Here is a 20,538-nt window from a genome sequence, read left to right as displayed (position 1 = left end):
GGGGCCGGTGCGCGGGTCCGTCCCGGCCGCGGCGGGCACCGCGGCCGGGACGCCGGGATCCGGTCAGGACGACCCGTTGAGGGGCTGCTCGGGCAGCTCGACGGCGTAGGACTCCTTCACCACGTCCAGGTGGTGCCAGGACTCCCGCACCGTCGCGCCGGGCACCGAGCGGACGGCGTCGAGCACGGCCACCAGCTCGCGGCGGGACGCCGCCTCGGCCTGGCCGACGATGTCGTACCGGCCGAACCCGGTCGCCAGGTAGCGGACGCCGTCCTGGGCGGCGACCGCGTCCGCGACCTTCCGCAGCCCGCCGCTGACCACCAGCCCGAACCCGCCGAGCTCGGCGGCGCCGAGGGCGAGCGGGTCGGCCAGCCCGGTGACCTGGATGACGCCGGTGCGCATGAGCCGGACCACCCGGGCCCGGGTGGCGGCCTGGGACAGCCCGATGACGTGCGCGAGCCGGGTGTAGGGGGCCCGCCCGTCCCGCTGCAGCTCGTGCAGGAGCCGCCAGTCGATGTCGTCCAGGGTGACCTCGCCGAGCTCGCGCACCACCGAGTGCTTGTCGCGCACGGTGGACACGGACCGGAACACCTCCGCCGCGCGCACCCCGGGGACGGACCGGATCTGGTCCACCTCGGTGGCGAGCGCGGCGTCGTCGCGCGTCCGCACCTGGGCGACCACGTCGTAGGGGCCGGCGGTCAGCGCGGCGAAGCAGACGGCGGGCCGCTCGGCGACGGCCTCGGCCACCTCCCTGGCGGAGCCGTCCACGGTGACCGAGACGTGCCCGATCGCCTCCGCGCCGACCACGGCCGCGTGCACGATGCCCACGACGCGGACGACCTGCGTTTCGAGAAGGTGCTGTACCCGTGCCCGCACGGCCGTGCGGGAAAGCCCGACGCGATCGGCGAGCGCCTGGAACGTCGCCCTGCCATCCCGCTGGAGCTCGCGGACGAGCACGGCGTCGACCGCATCCAGCACGGCTCTCCTCCTCGACGTGTAATGAATCGGTTTGTCGGCAACTGCAAGATCATTCCATTTCAGGACGGTAGGACGTCAAATATTGATCTTGCCCGTGTTCGCCATGCCCGGCGGCCGTCGAAGCGTCGGCGACCCGTTCGGCGGGGCGACGTTTCCGGCGCCGTGAAAACCGGTACGGCAGCGCAACGCTGCCGCGCGGCGCACGGCGGGCCCGGCTCGGGGGCGGGCGCGCGGGGTGGTGCCGGTCACTCCCGGCCCCGGCCCCCCGCGCGGCGGTCCGGACGGCGGCCGGCACGGCGGTCCGGACGGCGGCCGGCGCGGCGGGATCCCCGGCGGGGCGGGCGCCGCGCGGCGGGAGCGGGAGGGCGCGCGGGCGCCGCGCACGGGCCGGACGGGACGGCTCGGGCCACGGGCGGGCACGGCCGGCCGGGCCCGAGTGCGTGACCTGCATGCGCTTCTCCCGGGGGTTCTGCCGTCACGCCGTATTACGGCGGGTCCGCCGCCGTCCGCGTGAGACACATGTAAAAAAAGTGCATCGTGGGCGCAGTTACGTCAAGAGGTAACTTTACAGAGAGCCAAGCCCCACGTTGCACCGTTTTCCACCGGGTCAGGCGTTTCACTTTCGTCCTGCCTGGAAGAGCGCGGGAAGGCCGCCGCGGCGCGGCCGGTCGCACTCCGGGGACACACAGTCATCACCCCTGGGTAGAGGCCCGTGCGGGGCCGCGGGCCCGGCGTGGCGGCACCATCGCCGGGTATGGCGGAGAATGTACGGTGGCCCAGCCACCCGGATCCGCGATTGGTGTGTAAGACAGCCGTGCACCTGCTGAACGGTGAGCGATCCGCTCACGACCTGACCTACAACGACGTCTTCATGGTCCCGCGCCGCTCCGCGGTCGGGTCCCGCCTGGAGGTCGACCTGTCGACCTCCGACGGCAGCGGCACGACGATCCCGCTCGTGGTGGCGAACATGACGGCGGTGTCCGGCCGCCGCATGGCCGAGACCGTCGCCCGGCGCGGCGGGATCGCGGTGCTCCCGCAGGACATCCCGGCCGACGTGGTCGCCGAGGTGATCGGCTGGGTCAAGGGGCGCGACCTGGTCGTGGACACCCCGATCCGGCTCGACCCGGGCAGCACCGCCGGGGACGCGCTCGCGCTGCTGCACAAGCGGGCGCACAACGCCGTGATCGTGGTCGAGGACGACCGGCCCGTCGGCGTGGTCACCGAGGCCGACTGCCAGGGCGTCGACCGGTTCGCGCAGCTGCGCGACATCATGTCCCGCGACCTGGTGACGCTGCCGGCCGGCGCGGACCCGCGCGAGGCGTTCGACCGGCTGCACGAGCGCGGGCACCGGCTCGCCCCGGTCGTCGACTCCGCCGGCCGGCTCACCGGCGTCCTCACCCGCACCGGCGCGCTGCGCGCGACCCTGTACCGGCCCGCCGTGGACGCCTCGGGCCGGCTCCGCATCGCCGCCGCGGTCGGGGTGAACGGCGACGTCGCGGGCAAGGCGAAGGCGCTGCTGGAGGCGGGCGCCGACCTGATCGTCGTCGACACCGCGCACGGGCACCAGGAGAAGATGCTGAGCGCGCTGGCCGCCGTCCGCGGCCTCGACCCGGGCGTCCCGGTGGTGGCGGGCAACGTGGTGACCGCCGAGGGCACCCGCGACCTGATCGAGGCGGGCGCCGACATCGTCAAGGTCGGCGTGGGCCCCGGCGCGATGTGCACGACCCGGATGATGACGGGGGTCGGCCGCCCGCAGTTCTCCGCGGTGCTGGAGTGCGCCGCCGAGGCCCGCCGCCTCGGCCGGCACGTGTGGGCGGACGGCGGCGTCCGGCATCCGCGCGACGTGGCCCTGGCCCTCGCCGCCGGCGCCGCGAACGTGATGGTCGGGTCCTGGTTCGCCGGGACCTACGAGTCCCCCGGCGACCTCCAGCGCACCGCCGACGGCCGGCTCTACAAGGAGAGCTTCGGGATGGCGTCCGCGCGGGCGGTGCGGCTGCGCACCGCCGAGGACTCCCCCTTCGACCGCGCCCGCAAGGCCCTGTTCGAGGAGGGGATCTCCACCTCCCGGATGTTCCTGGACCCGCGCCGCCCCGGCGTGGAGGACCTCATCGACCAGATCGTGGCGGGGCTGCGCAGCTCATGCACCTACGCGGGCGCGCGCACGCTGGAGGAGTTCCACGAGCGGGCCGTCGTCGGGATCCAGAACACCTCCGGCTTCGCCGAGGGGATGCCGCTGTCCACGAGCTGGTAAAGCCGCCGCGGAGGCCCGATGATCTCCCCGGGCTCCCCAAAACGGGCCCGGATTCCCTATCCTGATCATCAGCAGCACCAGAGGCAACACCAGCTCGCATTCGGTCGACTCCCACGCAACCTTTGCCCGGTTCCGCGCGTCCATCATGTGAGCCGGGGCTTAAATCACCGTAGGTGGGAATCGGAGCGTACATGGGTCGGTCGGCGAGTCGGCACGCTCGGGACGGGGGCGGGGACGGTCCCTCACGCGGAGCGCGGGGTCTCCCCCGCGCGCTCGCGCTGACACTCGCGTCCGCCCTGGTCTGGGGCGTCGCCCACATCGTCACCGGCCGCCGGATCGCCGGCTCCCTGCTGCTCGCCCTGTACGTGGTGATCGCCGCCGCCGTGGCGGTGGCCGCCACCGTCTACCGGCCCGACCTGCTGCACCTGGCCGTCCAGCCGGACGTGGTGCAGCGGCTGGCGTTCGCGCTCGTCGCGTTCGGCGTGGTGTGGGTCCTCGTGGTGATCCGCTCCTACCAGATCCTGCGGCCGCGGGGCATGCCGATCAGCGCGCGGACGCTCGGCGCCGCGGCGACGGCGGTGATGTGCTTCGCCGTCGGCGTCCCGGTGGCCTGGTCGGCGCACAGCACCTACGTCTACCGGGACGCGCTGACCAGCATCTTCCGCACCGGCAGCGAGAACGGCAGGCAGGTCGATACCGAGGACCCGTTCAACGGGCAGGCCCGCGTCAACATCCTGCTGCTCGGCGGCGACGCCGCCGCCAACCGCACCGGGGTGCGCACCGACAGCATGACGCTCGCGAGCGTCGACACCGAGACCGGCGACACGGTGCTGCTGAGCCTGCCCCGCAACCTGGAGCGCTTCCAGATGCCGCCCGGCCCGGCCCGGGACCGCTTCCCCTACGGCTTCACCGGCGACGGCCCGCTGAACCCGGGGCTGCTGAACGAGGTGTACGAGTACGCCGAGCAGCACCCGGACGTGGTGCCCGGCGTCCCGAAGGACCAGCGCGGCCCCGAGCTGCTGAAGGCCACGATCGCGGGCATCCTCGGGCTGCGCGTCGACTACTACATCCTGGTCGACATGTTCGGCTTCGCCGACATCATCGACGCCATGGGCGGCGTCCGCCTCAAGATCACCGAGGCGATCCCGTACGGGCAGCAGGGCGCCGTCCTGGAGCCCGGCTACCGCAGGCTGGGCGGCAAGGAGGCCCTCTGGTACGGGCGCTCCCGCACCAACAGCAGCGACTACGTCCGGATGGGCCGGCAGAAGTGCCTGATGCGCGCGATCGCCGAGCAGGCCGACCCGCAGACCGTCCTGACCAGCTTCGACAAGCTCGCCGCGGCCGCCAAGCGCACCCTCGCGACCGACATCCCGCAGGAGCTGCTGCCCGCGCTGGTGAAGCTGTCCGACAAGGTCAAGGACGGCGCCGGGATCCGCAGCCTGCAGTTCGTGCCGCCGCTGATCTACACCGGGAACCCCGACTTCAAGCTGATCCGCAAGCTGGCGTCCGAGGCCGTCAACAGCGACCCGCGCGCGGTGAGCGCGCCCACGGGCGACGGCGCGAGCGGGTCGCCGAGCGCGTCCCCGAGCGGGCCGGAGAGCCCGTCCCCGGAGTCGCCCGACGGGTCGGAGTCCCCGAAGCCCGACACCAAGCCGGTGTCGCTGGAGGACAGCTGCCCGTGACCGCCCGCGCCCGCGCGGGTGGATCATAGAGGGAGACGACCTCGGCGAAAGGGCGGGTGAGGGGTGCCTCTGATCCAGGGCTGCGACGCCTTCCAGGTGGCGATGCCGCGCGGGCGAAGGCCGGAGAGCGTGCTGGTCCGCCTCGCCGGCGGCGACGCGGTCGGCTGGGGCGAGATGGCCGTCCCGGGCGGCGCCGCGGGCGCGGACGCCGCGTGGGCGGACATCGAGACCCGCATGGCCCCGGCCCTCATCGGCCTCGACTGGGACCGGCCCGAGGACGTGTCCGCCGCCGCCGACCTCGGCGCCAGCGAGGCCGCCGCGGCCGTGGACACCGCCTGCTGGGACCTGTGGTGCCGGGCGCGGGGCCTGCCGCTCGCGCACGCGCTCGGCGGCACCCGCACCTCCATCGTGACGGGCGCGCGGATCTCGCCCGAGCCGGCGCTCGACACGGTCTCGGCCCGCGTCAACCGGGCGGTCGGCGCGGGCCACACCCGCGTCACGCTCGACATCCGCCCCGGCTGGGACATCGAGCCCGTCCGGGTGATCCGGCAGGCGTACCCGGCGCTGGCCCTCGTCGCCGACGCCGGGCACGCCTACACCGAGTCGCCCGAGCACCTGGCGGTGCTGGAGGCGCTGGACGCCTACGGCCTGGCGGCGCTGGAGCGCCCGTTCCCGGTCGGCGACCTGGCCGCGCACGCCCGGCTCCAGCTGCGGCTGGGCACCGCGGTCGCGCCGGCGGTCGGCGACCTCGACACCCTGGACGCCGCGCTGACGGCGGACGCGGGCCGGGCCCTGCACCTGCGGCTGGACCGGCTCGGCGGGCTGACCGCGGCGCGCAGCGCCCACGACCTGGCGTACGCGGCGGGCTGGGACGTGTGGTGCAGCGGGACCGGCGCGTTCGGGATCGGGCAGGCCGCCGCGGTGGCGCTGGCGGCGCTGCCGGGGTGCACGCTGCCGAGCGACGTGTCCGACCCGGCGGGCGGGCCGGTGTTCGTGACGCCGCCCGTCCGCTCGTCCGGCGGGGTCGTCGGCGTCCCGCTCACCCAGCCGGGCCTCGGCCACGAGATCGACGAGGCGCGGATCGAGCGGCTGGCGACGCGCCGCATGCGGCTGACGGCATGACGCCCGCGGCCGGCGGGGCGGCGCCCGCCCCGGTCTGGGTGGTGGCGGGGGCGCCGGGCGCCGGCAAGACGACCGTGGCGGAGCTGCTGCTGCGGCGGCTGCGGCCGGTGCCCGCGCTGCTGGACAAGGACACCATGTACGGGCCGTTCGTGGCGGCGGTCCTGGCGGAGGCGTCCCGCGACCCCGGCGAGCGGGAGGGCCCCTGGTACGACGAGCACGTCAAGCGGCACGAGTACGCGGGGATGACCGCCACGGCCCGGGAGATCCGCTCGCACGGCTGCCCGGTACTGCTGAGCGGGCCGTTCACCGGGCAGATCCGGGACCCGTCCCGGTGGGCGGGGTGGGTCGCGGAGCTGGGCGGGCCGCCCGTCCGGCTGGTGTGGATCCGGTCGGACGAGCGGACGCTCCGCCACCGGCTGGAGGCGCGGGGCTCGTCCCGCGACACCGCCAAGCTGGCCGCGTTCGAGGCGTTCACCGCCCGGATGCGCCCGGAGGAGCCGCCGCCGGTGCCGCACACCGCCGTCGACAACCGCCTCACCGCACCGATGCCCCTGGAGGCGCAACTGGACGGGCTGCTCGCCTGAACGCCCCGCGTCAGTGCGGCCGGGCGGCGGGCGGCGGTGCGCCGGGATCGGCCGGAGGCCCCCACGAGCCCTGCTGCCACCCGGACGCCTGCGGGTCGTACTGGGCCTGCGGGTACGGGTCGTAGTGCGGCTGCGGGGCGGGCAGGGCGGGGTGCTGCGGCGCCGGCGGGAGCGTCTCGGGGGTGTCGCGCCCGGCCCGGCGGTCCCGGTAGGCGCTCTTGAGGCGCCCGCCGATGCGCCGGCCGGCGTCCTGTGCCTGCCTGGCCCGCTCCCCGGTCACCGCGCCGCGCACGCGGTCCGCGGACTGGCGGCCGAGGTCTTGGAGCTGGCGGGCGCGCTCGGACTCCACGGCGCGGCGCACCTGCTCGGCCTGCGCGAGGCGGGCGGCGTTGTCGCGGACCGCCTGCCCCGCGGCCTGCCCGGCGGCCTGGGTGCCGTCCCAGGCGGCGACGGCGCCCGCCCGCGCGGCCTCGGCGGCACGCCGGTACGCGTCCGCGCGGACCAGGGCGGTGCCCGCCAGCAGGTCGGCGAGGGTGCGGCGGCGGGCGCCGACGAGGGCGGGCGCGCTGTTGGCCAGGAACACCGCCACGGCGGCCAGCCAGGTGACGAGCGCGAAGAAGAACAGGCCGTGCAGCAGCAGGATCCACGCGGTGCAGTACAGGCCGGTGCCGCCGGCGGTGGTCACCAGGGAGCGGCCCAGCGCGCGGGACTTGGCGGTCTTGGCGCCGTCCACGCGCAGGTCCAGAATGCCCTTGCCGATGGTCCGGCCCGCCAGGGCCTGACCGGCGAACTGGTGGAGGAACTCGATCAGGACGAGCAGGAGGAGCGCCTGCTCGACGGCTCCGACGACGTCCCGCCACAGGCTCACACCGAAGTCCTCCGCGGCCTTCTGGACGTCGCCGCCCGACAGCAGGAGACCGCCGGTCGCCGACAGCACGTCACCCCATAACCCCTCCCCGAGGAGCCCGTTCAGCCGTCCCCACGTCATCATGCCGAGCAGGACGGCGGCGCCCACCAGGAGAGCGGTGTCGATCGCCCATGCCGCGAGGCGCCGCCCGCGGGGCGCGGCGGCCGACGCCGGCTCCTCCGGAGGGCCGGGCGGGCCGGGCAGGGCGGCGGGCGGGTGGGCGGGGGGAGGACCGTACACGGGAGTCCCTCGGGTGCGCGCTGTTCCTTGATCGAACTCGGTCCGTCAGGAGTGTAGGGCGCACGGACCCCCGCCGCCACCGAACGGCCTCAGCCGGACGCGGGCCTCACGAGGACGCGGGCATCAGTAGGACTTCGGCAGGCCGAGGGTGTGCTGGGCGACGAAGTTGAGGATCATCTACCGCCAGGTACGAGCCATCCACTGACGGAGCAGCACCTTCCCACCCGTCTCTGACCTGCGGTTCTCAAGGCTCGCCTGACCTGTTTACGTTGCGACCACGCTAGGACCCGTACCGAGCACGCCACCGCCCGCATGATCATCTCCCGTTCGTCTCCCACCGAGGGGGCGGGGTGGGCGCGCAAGAGGGACGGACGCAACCCCGCGCGGCCGTCCTCTCCCCGGCGCACAGAGCCGGTCTGTGGTGTTTGAACCCTGGCCGTGGCAGGGATTCGGCTGGTGTAGCGTCGGATCCGACACGTTCCTGGGGGGATACGCGTCACGGCAACGAGAGGGCCTGCTGTATCGGGGGGTGCGGCAGGCCCTCTCGCATGTCTGGCCCCTGGCAGTGCTCAGGGGCTGGCGTGTCCGCCTGGAAGGTGTCGAGCGTCAGGGCCGGGTCGATCTGGCGATCACTGCGGACTGCGGCTCGGTGCGCGCCTGCTGGAGGGGCGCACCAACGCGCATGGCCAGTTCGCTCCCAGGCGTCTTCCTTCGAAAGTTCGCCCTGGACCGGGCACGCATGAGCTGAGCGGCTCCGCCGCCCGCTCTGCCGTCCCGTTAGCGAGCGGGTACGGAACGCCCCTTGCTGCAAGACGGGAACGCGGCTGGTGGATCACTCCAGGTCCTCCCACCCCCAAGGTTCGGCGGGGCGCCCATCCGGTTCCCGCCCGAACATGCCCATGGGCGGCATCCGGTCGGCCAACGTGGCGACCTGCTCATCGGCCCCGATCTCCCTCAACTGCACGCGCAGCCGGGCAATGGCTTCCGGCTGGTCGAGAGGGATGTGCGCGGCGGCCCGGTCGGCCAGCGCGACCACCTGCTCACCAGCCCCGGCTCCCCGCAACCCGTGCAGCAGGCTTGCAACGGCGTCCGGATCGTCAAGGGAGACGTTTGCGGCCGGGTCGCGAGCCACCAGCGCAGCGATCTGCTTACCGGCCCTGACCTTCCGCAACCCGTACAGCAGCAATGCAACGGCGTCCGGATCGTCAAGGGAGACGTTTGCGGCCGGGTCGCGAGCCACCAGCGCAGCGATCTGCTTACCGGCCCTGACCTTCCGCAAGCCGTGCAGCAGCATGGCAACGTCGTATGGGTTGTCGAGGGAGGCGTGCGCGGCGGCCCGGTCGGCCAGCGCGACCACCTGCTCACCAGCCCCGACATCCCACAACCCGCGCAGCAGGTTCGCGACGGCGCCCGGGTTGTCGACGGCAACGTGCGCGGCGGCCCGGTCGGCCAGCGCGACCACCTGCTCACCAGCCCCGACATCCCACAACCCGCGCAGCAGGTTCGCGACGGCGCCCAGGTTGTGGAGGGAGGCCTGTGCGGCGGGGTCGCGAGCCACCAGCGCAGCGACCTGCTCATCGGCCCCGACCTCCCGCAACCCGCGCAGCAGCTTGGCGACGGCTTCCGGGTCGTCGAGGGAGGCGTGCGCGGCGGCCCGGTCGGCCAGCGCGACCACCTGCTCATCGGCCCCGACCCCCCGCAACCCATACAGCAGCCGGGCGACGACGCCCGGGTTGTAGAGGGAGACGTGCGCAGCAGGGTTGCGAGTCACCAACGCGGCGACCTGTTCATCGGCCCCGACATTTCGCAACTCGAGCAGCAGCTTGGCGACGGCTTCCGGGTTGTCGACGGCAACGTGCGCGGCGGCCCGGTCGGCCAGCGCGACCACCTGCTCACCAGCCCCTACAACCCGCAACCAGCGCAGCAGGGTGGCGACGGCATACGCCTCATCAAGGGAAGCGTGGGCGGCGGGGTCGCGAGCCACCAGCGCGGCGACCTGCTCATCGGCCCCGACCTCCCGCAACTCGCCCAGCAGAGTGGCAACGGCGTATGAGTTGTCGAAGGGAGCATGGGCGGCGGGGTCGCGAGCCACCAGCGCGGCGACCTGCTCATCGGCCCCGACCTCCCGCAACCCGCGCAGCAGAGTGGCAACGGCGTATGAGTTGTCGAGGGAGACGTGCGCAACGGCCCGGTCGGCCAGCGCGACCACCTGCTCATCGGCCCCGACCTTCCGCAACCGGTCCAGCAGGCGGGCGACGGCGTACGCCTGGTTGAGGGAGGCGTGCGCGGCGGCGTGCGCGGCGGCGTGCGCCGCCGGGCGGAAGTCGCCGGGGTGCAGGACGTGCAGGTGGCCGACGAGCGTGCGTGCCGCCAATGGGTCGCCGTGGGTCGTGGCGTTCTTGTGGAGTTGGGCGGCGTCGCGGTACAAGCCCCGGTCCCAGGCGGCGTCGCCCAGCTGGCCCAGGTCGGCGGGGTGGGCGTGGGCGGCCGCAGCGACCCAGAATCCGACGGGTGGAATTTGGTGGTTACGGGTGGCGCGGCCATGCTGATCGAGGTAGTCGGCCAGCCGGTACACCGGGCCGCCACCAGGTGCGGCGGCGGTGGAGCGGGGCCGTTCCCTGTCGTTGCGGCGCGGGATGATGCGGGTGACGGGCCCGCGGGCGCCTTTGCACGGCCGGGAGGTGTAGGCCAGGGCCTGTTCCAGCCAGTCCTCGTCCAGCTGCTCGTACTGGGTGTCGGTCAGATACGCCGTGGCGGCCTGTTCCAGCAGCGGCAACGGCAGGGCGTTGCGGTGCCCCAGCCGGCGGGCGTCCATCGCCGCCCACATCAGAGCCTTGGCCTCCGGCGGCGCGGTGGCCAGCCGGTCCAGCAGCGTCGGCCCGCCGGCCAGGTACTGGGTGATCTGCCCGTCCTCGGCACGGTCGGCCGCCTGCTCCAGCCGCGCATCGGCTCGGGCGGCCTGCCGGAGGGCGTCCAGGTCGGCGCCGGTGAACGATTCGGGCACCTCGATGACCGTGCCGTCCAGCAACTGCCGCACCTGCGACTCGAGGCAGCGGGTCAGGTCGGTGTGATGCTCGGGCCACAAGGTGCCCAGCACCAGCACAGGCGCCTGGCCCGGGTCGGTCAGCAGGGTGCGCAGCTTGGCCGCGACCCGTTCGCCGGCCTCACCGCCGCCCAGGTATTCCTGGGTCTCGTTCAGCCACACCACCGTCCGCGGCCCCACGCGGTCCAGCTCCTGCACCGCCGCTTCGGCCCGGCTCGGGTCGAACGGGTGCCACAACCGCCACCCCTCCTGCCGGTCCCGCAACCGGTGCAGGGCCTCCCAGCAGGCCCGAGTCTTGCCCGCCGACGACGCGGCCACCAGCACCGCCATCGCGCTGTGCCCGGCGGCTGCCCGCTCGACCACCTGGGCGAGCCGATCGTCATGCGCCCGCCGCACATACGGCGGCAACAGCGGCGCCGGCACGCCCACCCGCTCCGAGGCGATCGGCCGGTGCACCTCCAGCACGAACGGGTCGGTCACTTCATCCAGCGGCCGGCCGACACCGGCCCTGCCTCCCCCAGCACCCGGCGGAGCAGCTGCTTCACCGCGCGCCTTGCCGGCTCTGTCGGCGGTGAGTAACCGTGACCACACGGCCTGGGGGTACGGCTTCTCCCTGGCCCATTGGGCCAGCACGGAACCGACCTGCGTCAGCTGGTCCAGGTCGCGCGGCAAGGACTTGCCGGTCGACCACGAGTTCAGCGTGGTCAGCGGCACATCAGCCTGCGTGGCCAACCGGTCCTGCGACACCGGCTCACCATGGTGAATCGCTTGATCCCACAACCGGGCGAGCTCGTCCAGCACCTTAGAAGACGTATTCGGGCCGATCTGTGGACGAAACGGACTGCCCACCCTCGCCCTCCCGCACCAACCGGGATCCGACCCGGATCAACCCGGACCCCTACGTTTCCTGCAGCGTAACCACCGCACACTCATCCGGATCCGCATTCCATGGGATCGACCTGATCCGGACCCGCAAATGGGTGTTCAACAGCCTCGACAACTTGAGGGAGCACCCCGATGAGCACGGTCCAGATCCTGTCCCTGCTGCTCGCCCTGTCCACCGCACTCAACATCGCGGTCACCACCGGCCTGCTCACCCGCAGCACCGGCGCTGGCACCGCCAACGCAATCCTGACCGGCGCCGGCACGGCAGCCACCTTCCTCGGCCTGTACCTCGCCGCCGTCGCCGCCTACCACTGAGCACCATCGACAACGGGGACGGTTTGGGGCGCGGACGGGCATACCAGCCGAGGTCAGGCAAGCCTCGCCTCGGGCGGGAGACGGTAGTCGGTGGGCAGCAGCGCGGCGGCGTCGGCGGGCGGCAGCCGCCGCCACACCCGGCCGATGCCGGGCTCGGACACTTGGACGACCTTCAACGGCGGCGCGGTCAGCCGGCCGCCGTGGACGGCGATGCGGCGGTGCCGGCGGCCGTCGTGGACGGTGTCGGTCTCCTGCACGGTGACGGCGTAGCCGGCGGGGTCGATGAACACCGCATACCAGGCGCGGGCCTCCCGCTCCTCGGTTCGGCTGGTGTCGAGCGGCACCCAGCCGTCGCAGCCGCAGGCCGGGTCCGGGCAGGTGCGGCCCCGCTGCCCCTCCGACAGGCGCGGCCGGGCGGGTGAACGGTCCTGCCGCCCGGCGATCATCGGGCACGCGCGGGAGGTGTAGGCGGCGCACGCCGTGCACACCGGCGACTCGTCGAACTGCCCTGCGGCGAGTTCGTCGGGGCCGCCGAACAGCACCACGGGACGACCGGCGGGCCGGTCGCAGACCTGGCAGCGGGTTTTGAGCCACGACCGCTCCAGCACCGTCTGGTGGCGGGCACGGAAGTCGACACCTCCGCCGACGAGCCGCACGTTCACCACCGGGATCACCAGCCCGCCGACGGTGGGGCGGTGCGCACACGACGCCGGGACCACGGGCCGGTCCTGGTTCACCACGGGTCGACCTCCGGACGGGTGTACATGGCCGCCCCCTCACCGCCGTGGTCATCACCGTAGTCGCCGATGTCGTCGCCGGTGTCGTCGTTCTGGGCCATCGGGGGTTCATCGAGGTGATCGACCAGGGCCCGGCTCTCCGACCAGCAGAGGGCCAGGACCGTGCCGATCAGCACGGCCGCCGGGACAACGTAGACGAGGATGGTCAAGTCACCAGCTCCATTCATTTCCTGTCGTCGCTGTCGGCGCGGGTTCCGTCGCCGAGCAGCTCGGCGACGCAACCGGTGCCGTGCCCGGTGAACCGCCCACCGGCGGTTCACCGGGCGTGGCCGGGGCGTCAGCCACGGTCTTCCTCGATCGCGGGCCGCGGCAGCCGCGTCCCGCACGTCTTGCAGCAGGCGCCCTCGTCGTCGGCGGGGTCGGGAACGGCTCTGCGCAGCTCCTCCAGCACGTCACCGGGCCGGTAGTACGGCTGCGTGATGGTCCAGGCGAGCCCGCCGGGCCGCCAGCGGTGCAGCCGGTCGGCGACCACTCGCGGGGCCGGGACCGGCCCGGCGTCCAGGTAGTACGCCGGGCCGTACTGGGTTCCGGTCGAGGGGTGCAGGCGCGTGTGGCGCCAGCCCGTTCCCGGCGTCCAGGTGATCTGGCGGCGCGTGTCGTCCAGGACGATCGCCGCTGCGGGCATGTCTGGGTCGTCCCACGAAGCAACGGGCGCGAGGTGCGGTTTCAGCGCCAGGATCGTCGCGCTCAGGTAGTCGGCCAGGGCCTCCTCGATCACCGGGGCTCCTCCAGCTCGGCGCATCCACGTGCTGTCGTCGCGGACGAACCGCTCGTTCACGTTCACTGGGGGCCCTTCCGGGTGTTGTTGGTGGGCAGCGGCTCGGCCGCGGCCACCGGGGTCAGCGGGATCTCGTTCAGGGGGTGCGGTCCTGGCCGGTGGAGGCGGCGGCGCGGTCCAACAGTCCGGCCAGCTGCCGCTGCTCGCAGCCGGTGGCGGACTGCATCTCGGTGAACCCGCCCGGTGCGGTCAGCCACCGCGCCGCCGCGTCCGCGACCACGCCGGGGGCCGGGGCGACGCCGACGCCGAGCCACACCCGGTCGTGCGTGACGCTCCCGCCCAGGGTGTTCTCGTGCCAGCCGGCCGCCCAGCCCCGCTCGTCCCACTCGACCACCGCGCGGAACCCTTCCGGGCTGCGGCGGTCGTCGATGAACAGCCGGGCAATCGGCGGCGTGCAGCCCTGCTCCCAGGTCGGGTCCAGGTCGATCCTTGCGTCGGCGAATGCGCACCGGACCGCGCGGGCGTAGCCGGTGACGGAGGCGTGCAGGTCGACCGGGTCGAGTTCGCCGTTCTCGGCCGCGTCGCGGACCCGCTTGGCCAGGTGCTCGACCGTCTGGCCGGGTTCGTCGTTCCAGTCGGTCAGCTCGTCCAGCGCCAGGTTCGGTGTGGCGGTGTGCGGCCCGGTGCCCAGGATGTGCCGGCCGAGGATCAGCACCGCTTGGGCGTGCGCCCCGGTCGGGTTGTAGGCGTTCGGTGAGTGCATGTCGACACCGGCGGCCAGGGCGAGCGCGGCGGGCGGGGAGACCGGGCTGTCCTGCGGCGGCAGGGGCGGGACGGGCTCGTAGTCCTGGTGCTGGGCCAGGCCCTGGGCGTTGAGGATGTCGGCGGCGCGGGTGAGGATCTGCCGGGCCGACGGCGCCGGGTTGGGGGGCATGATCTCTCCTTTTCGAGCAACGCAGCGTTCCACATCGGGCGCGCTGCGTCCGTTAGGGGTCGGGTATTCGTCACGGCCCGGTGTGGGCGTGAGGCGGGTACTGGGGTGGCCCGGCGGCGGTATCGGGCGGGCAGACGAAACAGGAGCCGTCGGGGTCCAGGACGGCGCCGCAGCCCCAGCAGTGGCCCGGCGGCGGAACCGCCCGCAGATGACTTCTTCTCGCCGAAGGCTCGGTGCACGCGGCGGGGTTGCCTTCCACATCAGCCCCGTGACCAGAGTGAGTTGGGAAATGGCTTGGTGATTGGTGAGGTACATGTGTCGGTGGGCGGGTGCGGCACCCGGCGTTTGTGCGGGCAGCACCCGCGGTTTGTGGGGCAGCACCCGGCGTTTCTTCGGCGGGCGGGTCCGGCCGTGCCGATCCGGTGCGGGCGGCACCCGGCGTTTCGCGGTTATCCACAGGCTCGGCGCCTGATTCGGTGCGGGCGGCACCCGCCGTTCCCCGTGGTTTCCCGGGTGCCGCACCCGCCTTTTTCGGGCGCGGCCTGCGCTCGGGCGGCATGTCCGCCCCCTCCGGCACCACCAGCTCCCGTTCGTCGGGGTCCAGGTGCGCCACCCGCTCCAGCAGCCCTTCCGGCAGCGCCAGCCGGTACTCGGCGGGCCGCCCCTCCCCTCCCCCACGGCCGGGGTGACGGTGGGGGACGACCAGGTCGAGCAAGCCCAGCTCGGCCAGCCGCTTCAAGCAGGCACGCACCGTCCGCTCGTCGATGTCGCAGACCCTGGCCAGCCTGCCGACCGAGGGGCGGATGCTGGTGCCGTCGGGGTAGTCGCCGTAGGTGACGACCGTGAGCGCCAGGTGCTGCACCACCTTGGACGACACCCATTTCTTCGGATCCTTCTTGGGACTGTCGTAAAAGCCCAGGCGCACCCGGCGGACGACCCTTACCCACTCCCAGAACAGGGCGGGCTCGGCCGCGGTGAGGCGCTCACGCGGGCGTGCGGGCATGCGGAAGCTCCGTATCAAGGCATGGGTGATGGAGGCGGCCGGCCCCGAGGCAGCAGGGGGCGGCAGCCTTAGAGGTGAGAGGACGCCGCGTTCAGCGGCAGAGACCCGGCCGGGCTACGAGCCGGCGGTGCCGGTCTCGGGCAGCGCGTCGAGCAGCGTGTCGCCAAGGGTCTCGTCGACCCGCTTGGTCGCAGCCTCCAGCCGCGGCTTGTGGATCGTCTCGGTGATCAGCTTGCGTTCGGCGGTGATGCAGGGCCCCTGCTGGACCCCGCACTCGGCGCAGGGCATCGTGTAGGCGGTGGCGCGGATCGTTTCCTGGCGCCGCTGCCAGGCGTCGATGAGCTTCTTCATCAGCTCGGGGTCGGGGCGCTCAGGAAGCTTGGCGCCGGGCAGCCTCAGCCACCATGCGAACAACTGTTCGATGATGCTGTTGCGGCTCGTCTCCATCTGCCTGGTGGGGTACTCCCCGATGTCCCAAGGCAGGTCATCGATGGCGACGGAGCGGTACTTGCGCCCCGAACGGAGCTGACGAGCCACGCGCCGCAGTCTCCCAGGTACATGGGCACCTTTCAACATTGGGACTCTCACCTCACTAAGCCTAGAGGTACACGGGTACCTTTCGCTGTCACGCAAACCATAGGTACATGGGTACCTTTGAAGCAAGCCAGGACGTCAACGTTCCGTGGTCCGTGCTGGTGGTCGGGTTCGTGCCCGTCAGCGTCCGACGCGTCCCCCGCCGCGACGCCGGTCTGTGCTGTGTCCGGTCAGTTGCTCGACTGCTCCTCGGCCGGGTGCGAAGAGGTTCTTCGATGCCGCTGGCCGCCGCGTTCGCGCCGGGCGGGCGTTACGGGTGTGGCCGCTGCCGCGTTACCGTTCGCGGCGACGACGCACCTGCCCTGTGGCCGGGTTGTCCCCCCAGCGTGGATGGGCTCGACGCTGCCACGGCCACTGTCTGGTGCTGCATGGGCAGCCGTATACGGCCAGTGCCGGCTCGTTGACCTTGGTGTCCTAGCTGGACGCGACTGCCTGGTGAAGAAACTGGAGGCGGGGCCGCCAGGTTCGCGGCCCCGCCTCTTCAGGTGTGCTTGAGCTTGCTTGGCCAGACCTGGTGTTCGGGGTCCCACCAGATGACGTGGAAGACGTGACCGTGAAGGAAGCCGTAGAGGCGGGGTTCGCCCTGCAGACGCAGGCACCAGATCTTGGTCATGTCGCCCAGGCCGCACTCTTCCAGGCGGTCGAGTGCCTCCTTGCTCGGGATGTCAGGGACGTTGTAGTCCTTGCCCGGATAGCCGCCAGTGTGGAAAAGCTCGTTGACGGTCATGCCCTCAAAGGCTGCAAGCCGTTCCATGAGCCAGCACAAGGTTGCGCCGTCGACCTTGTCGAAGCCCCAGGGGCCGCCGTGGTCGACGTGCTTGAACCGCCAGCAGATGCGTTCGTCAGAGGTCTCCACGCCCGGCAGCACGGGGCGCTGCGGCGTCTGCTTGCTTTTGATCTTGGGGCGGGAGACCTGCTTCTTAGGCTTCGCCACCGGCGGAGGCCAAGGCGTCGAAGCACTCCATGATCTCGTCGTCGCGGAGTTCTTCGCTGCTGCGTTCCATGTCCCTCGCGCCCGCGCGGGCGCGGGCGTTGACCCAGGGCGTCTCGCGGTGAGTCATGGTGGACAGCTGGTGGGCGCTGTAGCCACCAAGAGCCTCCAGGACCAGGTCGATCGACTCCCGCTCCCCGACATCCAGCGCTTCGGAGTGGCCGGGGATATCGCCGCGGTCGAGCTGGAACCGGCCGCGGTGGCAGGCGTAGAGGTCGGGTGCGACAGGGCCGTTGGCCCATGCCTGGAAACGCTCAGGGAACAGCGGACGCTCTTCCCAGGCGAGGTGGTAGCCGTAGGAGTAGTAGCAGAGCTTCTGCAGCTTCATGGTCGTCATCGGCCCGGCCTTGGCCAGGATGTACGCGGCAACGTCCCTGATCGTCGCCATGCCACGTTCACCCCTTTCCCCGTCACGGGGAGTATGTACCCGTTTGCGCCGCTGTCCAGGCATGTCCGGCCCTCACCGTTCTATAACGCTTGTCCGACAGGCCGTATGCCACCCCCGGTTTTACCCCCTCACTGTGCCGCCGCGCTGACCGACGGGCCCGTTGAGGGGATCTGTTCATAGAGTTCATGCCCAGAGATGACAGCCCAGCACTGTCGTACAGCCATCAACGCCGCCGGGTCCGGCAATGGCCAGGCCCGGCCAGTCCTTCAGGCGTTCCGAGCCGACGCGGGCTCGACGCCAGGGCCGCAAAACCCGTGGTCGGCGGGGTGAGCGAGGCCCGGGGGCAGCGGCAGTGGGCTGGTGATGGGCGAGAAGGGCTGCGAGGGCTGCCGGTCTCTTACGGACGCATCGGCCGGAATTCTGTGTCGCCTGACACAGACGAGATCTTGGCGTTATGTGCGAGGTGAAGCACCATGGCGCACGCTCGGCCCTTACGATGCTGGACACTGGGCGTAGCTATGAGAATCCCAACCGCCTGGGAAGTGGCCCCGGCTGCGCCGAGCGGGGCTGGCGCCACAGGACGTCGGATCTCTGCCGCGTTCAACGAGGTGGGGCCTGGTGCCTGCTGAATTTGATGGTTCGCTCGGCACCAGGCCCCACGACCCGCTACGCGGGTCGTCTACCGGCGGGGCTAGCGCCAGATCAGCAGGATGATCCAGGCCACGAAGCGCGAGAGCTCCAGAGTGACGCAGATCTTCCAGTACCGACCGGCGTAGTCCACGACGGCATCCTCTTTGTCGGGCTCGTCCTCCACAGAGGTTCGCCCTCTCCCCGGCCGCTTGCGGGCGGGCCAGGTCGGCCCGCACCAGGCGTGGACCGCCTGGAGCTAGCTGCCAGGCGGGATGCCGCGATGCGGGTCGATGCGGAGATTAGCGCGGACTGAGGTGCTGCGGAGATCCTTCTGGCCAGGTGCACGTGCGGATGCACAACGATTTCTCCAAGCAAGGCGTTTCCGCAGGTCACAGAGTTATGACAAATTCGACATGTAATATCACGCACAGTCACGCGGAGGGTTTTGCCTGCAAGAACAACGGTTTGCCGGACTCGGCTACCACCCGGTCACCGCCCCCACTTCGAAGCGGCTCCCGGCACGGTGTACGACCCCACTTTGCTCACCACCGCGACTGCAGAACCTGCGACAGCTTGCGGGAGGCCCACCTTGTCCTGCACCCCGGCCACAAGGTCAGCAACCGCAAGATCAGGCCCGGCGCCACCATGGAGTACCACAACCCTCGTCCAGGCCCACCGTGTCCACAGCGTCGGCCCTGAATGCCGATGCGGCCACTCCAGCCAGCGGCTACAGCCCGTAGACGCCTACGGCGAGATCCCGCTGACCTGCATCCGCCCCGCAAGCGTCACCGTCCTCCAAGCCCCGGAACAGCTCTGCACCCCTCACGGGCGGAACACAGCAACACCCCACAGGCAAACGACCTGCGGGGCGTCTCCAGCGAGTGGTGCACGCTGCCGCCAACCCACGACACGCCCCCACCGGCTGCTACCGCTCACCCCTGACCGCGCGTAGGCGCGCTGCGCCGGCCCCCGGCCCGCGCGCCAGCAGCGGCGCGCCCGAGCATTCATCTCAAACGCGATGGTCGGGGTCGTCGAGCCATACCGCCTGACCGGACGGTGACACGGTCATCCCGAACCGCTCCCGGCCGGGACGCCCCCATTCCACCCAGCGGTCATAGGCTGCGGCGACCTCCTCCCACAGGCTGCGGGGGCCGCCCTGCAGCACCCGGTGCTCACCCGCACCACCCTTGACGCACCGCGCCCACGAGGTGCCGGCCACGTCCGCCAGCTCCAGCTCGAAGCCGGCGCCGGCGCCGTGGCGGGGAATGGCCATCACGTCCGGCAGCGTCCCCGCGATCGCAGCGTCCGCGCCGTACCCGTCGAACGCCACCCGCCACGGGTCCAGACTCGTCGTCGACTCCCGCGCGGCGCCCGCACCGAAGCCGGCACCGACCCCGGTGCGCTGGGCGCGGAGCATCATGTAGTCCGCCCTACCGGCCAGCCTGCCAACCGCGCAGCCGTCAGCGGTAACCGTCAGGGCGACCTTGTGGCCGTCCCCGAACTCCGGCATCCACGGCATGACGATCCGGCCGCCGGGGCGGGTCTGCTTCACCCACGCGTACGGGATCTGCGTGACTCCACAGGTGACGTGCACGCCATCGAACGGCGCGGCCGCGGGCGCGCCGGCGGCGCCGTCCCCAGCGCGCACGGCGACATCGAAGCCATGGTCCCGCAGCCGCGCATCGGCCTCACGGGCGATCGCCTCGTCGACCTCGACCGTGGTGACGTGTGCGCCGAGTTCCGACAGCAGCGCAGCCGTCCAACCGGTGCCGGTGCCGATCTCCAGAATCCGGTCGCCGGGGCTGACGTCCAGCAGCTCCAGGAACGCCACGACAGCGCCAGGCGACGACAGCGACGACGTCGCCTCCCCCGTCCCCCCTGCCGGGTCGCCGGTGCCGTCGGCGACCTGCGTGACGATAGAGGCGTCGGAGTACACCGCCTCCCACCAGCCGCTCGGATCGCGGCGCCTGTCGATCACCCGGCGCTGCCCAGGCCCATCGGGTGCGCACCATCCACGCGCCGGGGCGAACAGGTGCCGGGGTGCCTTCCGCAGGGCGCGGCGGATTCGGGGATCGGTCAGGTCACCGCGGGCCTCGAGCTGATCGGCGAGCGCCTCGATCGCGGGGGCTGCCTGGTTTGCTGCGCTCCGGATGGGCGCGGTCATTTGCCTTTGCCCTTGCCCTTCTCGTCCTTCTCCGGCGGCGGGATCGGCTTGCCGGGCTGATGCGAATCGCCGTCACTCTTGTCGCCGTGCTTGCCCATTCGGCTGCACCCTCTCGCGTCATGCGGGGACCTGATATCCGGACGGTACTAGCGGATAGCGGTTACCACGGGGTGAGATTTTCCGAGTGCTGTCGGGGATCTGCTCGGAGTGGCCCCGAGCGGTCAAGCCGCGCCGCGCTCCTGCGGCCTGAGGCTGAACCTCGATCCACCGATGGTGGTTCGAGGTTGATCTCTCGTCGATTTCGGTGAGCTT

The 20,538-nt window shown here is 72.2% G+C and carries 17 protein-coding genes; 5 read left to right on the top strand and 12 right to left on the bottom strand.

The genetic code is table 11. From position 1 onward, the window contains the following. Positions 1 to 63: 63 nt before the first annotated feature. Positions 64 to 978 (bottom strand): Lrp/AsnC family transcriptional regulator, encoded by a 915-nt coding sequence (locus tag CHF16_RS18900; protein ID WP_089327392.1) that lies wholly within the window; start codon positions 976 to 978, stop codon positions 64 to 66. A gap of 814 nt (positions 979 to 1,792) precedes the next feature. Here CHF16_RS18900 and CHF16_RS18895 point away from each other — a divergent pair. The 4 genes from CHF16_RS18895 to CHF16_RS18880 all read left to right on the top strand — a co-directional run bounded on the left by CHF16_RS18895 (position 1,793) and on the right by CHF16_RS18880 (position 6,617). Continuing rightward, positions 1,793 to 3,229, top strand: coding sequence for a GuaB1 family IMP dehydrogenase-related protein (locus CHF16_RS18895; RefSeq protein ID WP_281259371.1), 1,437 nt, complete (start codon positions 1,793 to 1,795; stop codon positions 3,227 to 3,229). Positions 3,230 to 3,420: 191 nt separating this feature from the next. Next, positions 3,421 to 4,911: an LCP family protein gene (locus tag CHF16_RS18890; RefSeq protein ID WP_089327390.1), complete on the top strand. Its 1,491-nt coding sequence runs from the start codon at positions 3,421 to 3,423 to the stop codon at positions 4,909 to 4,911. A 63-nt stretch (positions 4,912 to 4,974) separates the two neighbouring features. Continuing rightward, on the top strand, positions 4,975 to 6,033 hold the full coding sequence (locus CHF16_RS18885; RefSeq protein ID WP_089327389.1) for an enolase C-terminal domain-like protein: 1,059 nt from the start codon (positions 4,975 to 4,977) through the stop codon (positions 6,031 to 6,033). Beyond that, positions 6,030 to 6,617, top strand: coding sequence for a P-loop nucleotide/nucleoside kinase family protein (locus CHF16_RS18880; RefSeq protein ID WP_089327388.1), 588 nt, complete (start codon positions 6,030 to 6,032; stop codon positions 6,615 to 6,617). Before CHF16_RS18885 ends, CHF16_RS18880 begins: the two co-directional genes overlap by 4 nt. A 10-nt stretch (positions 6,618 to 6,627) precedes the next feature. Here CHF16_RS18880 and CHF16_RS18875 read toward each other — a convergent pair whose 3' ends face one another. Next, on the bottom strand, positions 6,628 to 7,764 hold the full coding sequence (locus CHF16_RS18875; RefSeq protein WP_089327387.1) for an RDD family protein: 1,137 nt from the start codon (positions 7,762 to 7,764) through the stop codon (positions 6,628 to 6,630). Between the two features lie 832 nt (positions 7,765 to 8,596). Further along, the gene (locus CHF16_RS18870) at positions 8,597 to 11,608 is read right to left on the bottom strand and encodes a hypothetical protein (protein WP_089327386.1); all 3,012 of its coding nucleotides are present in this window, start codon (positions 11,606 to 11,608) and stop codon (positions 8,597 to 8,599) included. A 216-nt stretch (positions 11,609 to 11,824) separates the two neighbouring features. On the opposite strand from CHF16_RS18870, the gene CHF16_RS18865 reads away from it, so the two are divergent. Beyond that, entirely contained in the window at positions 11,825 to 12,007 is a 183-nt protein-coding gene (locus CHF16_RS18865) for a hypothetical protein (RefSeq protein WP_089327385.1), read from the top strand. A 53-nt stretch (positions 12,008 to 12,060) separates the two neighbouring features. Here the strand turns inward: CHF16_RS18865 and CHF16_RS18860 are convergent, their stop codons facing one another. The 9 genes from CHF16_RS18860 to CHF16_RS18825 all read right to left on the bottom strand — a co-directional run bounded on the left by CHF16_RS18860 (position 12,061) and on the right by CHF16_RS18825 (position 20,226). Continuing rightward, on the bottom strand, positions 12,061 to 12,747 hold the full coding sequence (locus CHF16_RS18860) for a hypothetical protein (RefSeq protein ID WP_089327384.1): 687 nt from the start codon (positions 12,745 to 12,747) through the stop codon (positions 12,061 to 12,063). Next, complete coding sequence (locus CHF16_RS18855; RefSeq protein ID WP_089327383.1) at positions 12,741 to 12,953, bottom strand: hypothetical protein; 213 nt, start codon at positions 12,951 to 12,953, stop codon at positions 12,741 to 12,743. The genes CHF16_RS18860 and CHF16_RS18855 overlap by 7 nt, the downstream gene beginning before the upstream one ends. 128 nt (positions 12,954 to 13,081) lie before the next feature. Then, positions 13,082 to 13,588, bottom strand: coding sequence for a DUF6292 family protein (locus tag CHF16_RS18850; protein ID WP_143228050.1), 507 nt, complete (start codon positions 13,586 to 13,588; stop codon positions 13,082 to 13,084). Positions 13,589 to 13,658: 70 nt separating this feature from the next. Further along, on the bottom strand, positions 13,659 to 14,456 hold the full coding sequence (locus tag CHF16_RS18845; protein WP_089327381.1) for a DUF6197 family protein: 798 nt from the start codon (positions 14,454 to 14,456) through the stop codon (positions 13,659 to 13,661). Between the two features lie 70 nt (positions 14,457 to 14,526). Continuing rightward, positions 14,527 to 15,459: a hypothetical protein gene (locus CHF16_RS39545; RefSeq protein ID WP_143228049.1), complete on the bottom strand. Its 933-nt coding sequence runs from the start codon at positions 15,457 to 15,459 to the stop codon at positions 14,527 to 14,529. A gap of 114 nt (positions 15,460 to 15,573) precedes the next feature. Then, complete coding sequence (locus CHF16_RS18840; protein ID WP_143228048.1) at positions 15,574 to 15,996, bottom strand: hypothetical protein; 423 nt, start codon at positions 15,994 to 15,996, stop codon at positions 15,574 to 15,576. Between the two features lie 538 nt (positions 15,997 to 16,534). After that, on the bottom strand, positions 16,535 to 16,987 hold the full coding sequence (locus CHF16_RS18835; RefSeq protein WP_089327379.1) for a hypothetical protein: 453 nt from the start codon (positions 16,985 to 16,987) through the stop codon (positions 16,535 to 16,537). Continuing rightward, positions 16,974 to 17,432 carry a Panacea domain-containing protein gene (locus CHF16_RS18830; protein ID WP_089327378.1) on the bottom strand — a complete coding sequence of 153 codons (459 nt, stop codon included), beginning with the start codon at positions 17,430 to 17,432 and terminating at the stop codon, positions 16,974 to 16,976. The genes CHF16_RS18835 and CHF16_RS18830 overlap by 14 nt, the downstream gene beginning before the upstream one ends. 1,639 nt (positions 17,433 to 19,071) lie before the next feature. Next, positions 19,072 to 20,226, bottom strand: a complete 1,155-nt coding sequence (locus CHF16_RS18825) for a methyltransferase domain-containing protein (RefSeq protein ID WP_089327377.1) — start codon at positions 20,224 to 20,226, stop codon at positions 19,072 to 19,074. Positions 20,227 to 20,538: the final 312 nt, after the last annotated feature.

Origin of the sequence: Actinomadura meyerae (assembly GCF_900188445.1) — a bacterium.
GTDB lineage: Bacteria > Actinomycetota > Actinomycetes > Streptosporangiales > Streptosporangiaceae > Spirillospora > Spirillospora meyerae.
This window is presented reverse-complemented; position numbering and strand designations above follow the sequence as displayed.

Coding starts and splice junctions, on each gene's coding strand:
- CHF16_RS18890 (WP_089327390.1), top strand. CDS start 3,421: ATGGGTCGGTCGGCGAGTCGGCACGCTCGGGACGGGGGCGGGGACGGT.
- CHF16_RS18880 (WP_089327388.1), top strand. CDS start 6,030: ATGACGCCCGCGGCCGGCGGGGCGGCGCCCGCCCCGGTCTGGGTGGTG.
- CHF16_RS18865 (WP_089327385.1), top strand. CDS start 11,825: ATGAGCACGGTCCAGATCCTGTCCCTGCTGCTCGCCCTGTCCACCGCA.
- CHF16_RS18845 (WP_089327381.1), bottom strand. CDS start 14,456: ATGCCCCCCAACCCGGCGCCGTCGGCCCGGCAGATCCTCACCCGCGCC.
- CHF16_RS39545 (WP_143228049.1), bottom strand. CDS start 15,459: ATGCCCGCACGCCCGCGTGAGCGCCTCACCGCGGCCGAGCCCGCCCTG.
- CHF16_RS18830 (WP_089327378.1), bottom strand. CDS start 17,432: ATGGCGACGATCAGGGACGTTGCCGCGTACATCCTGGCCAAGGCCGGG.
- CHF16_RS18825 (WP_089327377.1), bottom strand. CDS start 20,226: ATGACCGCGCCCATCCGGAGCGCAGCAAACCAGGCAGCCCCCGCGATC.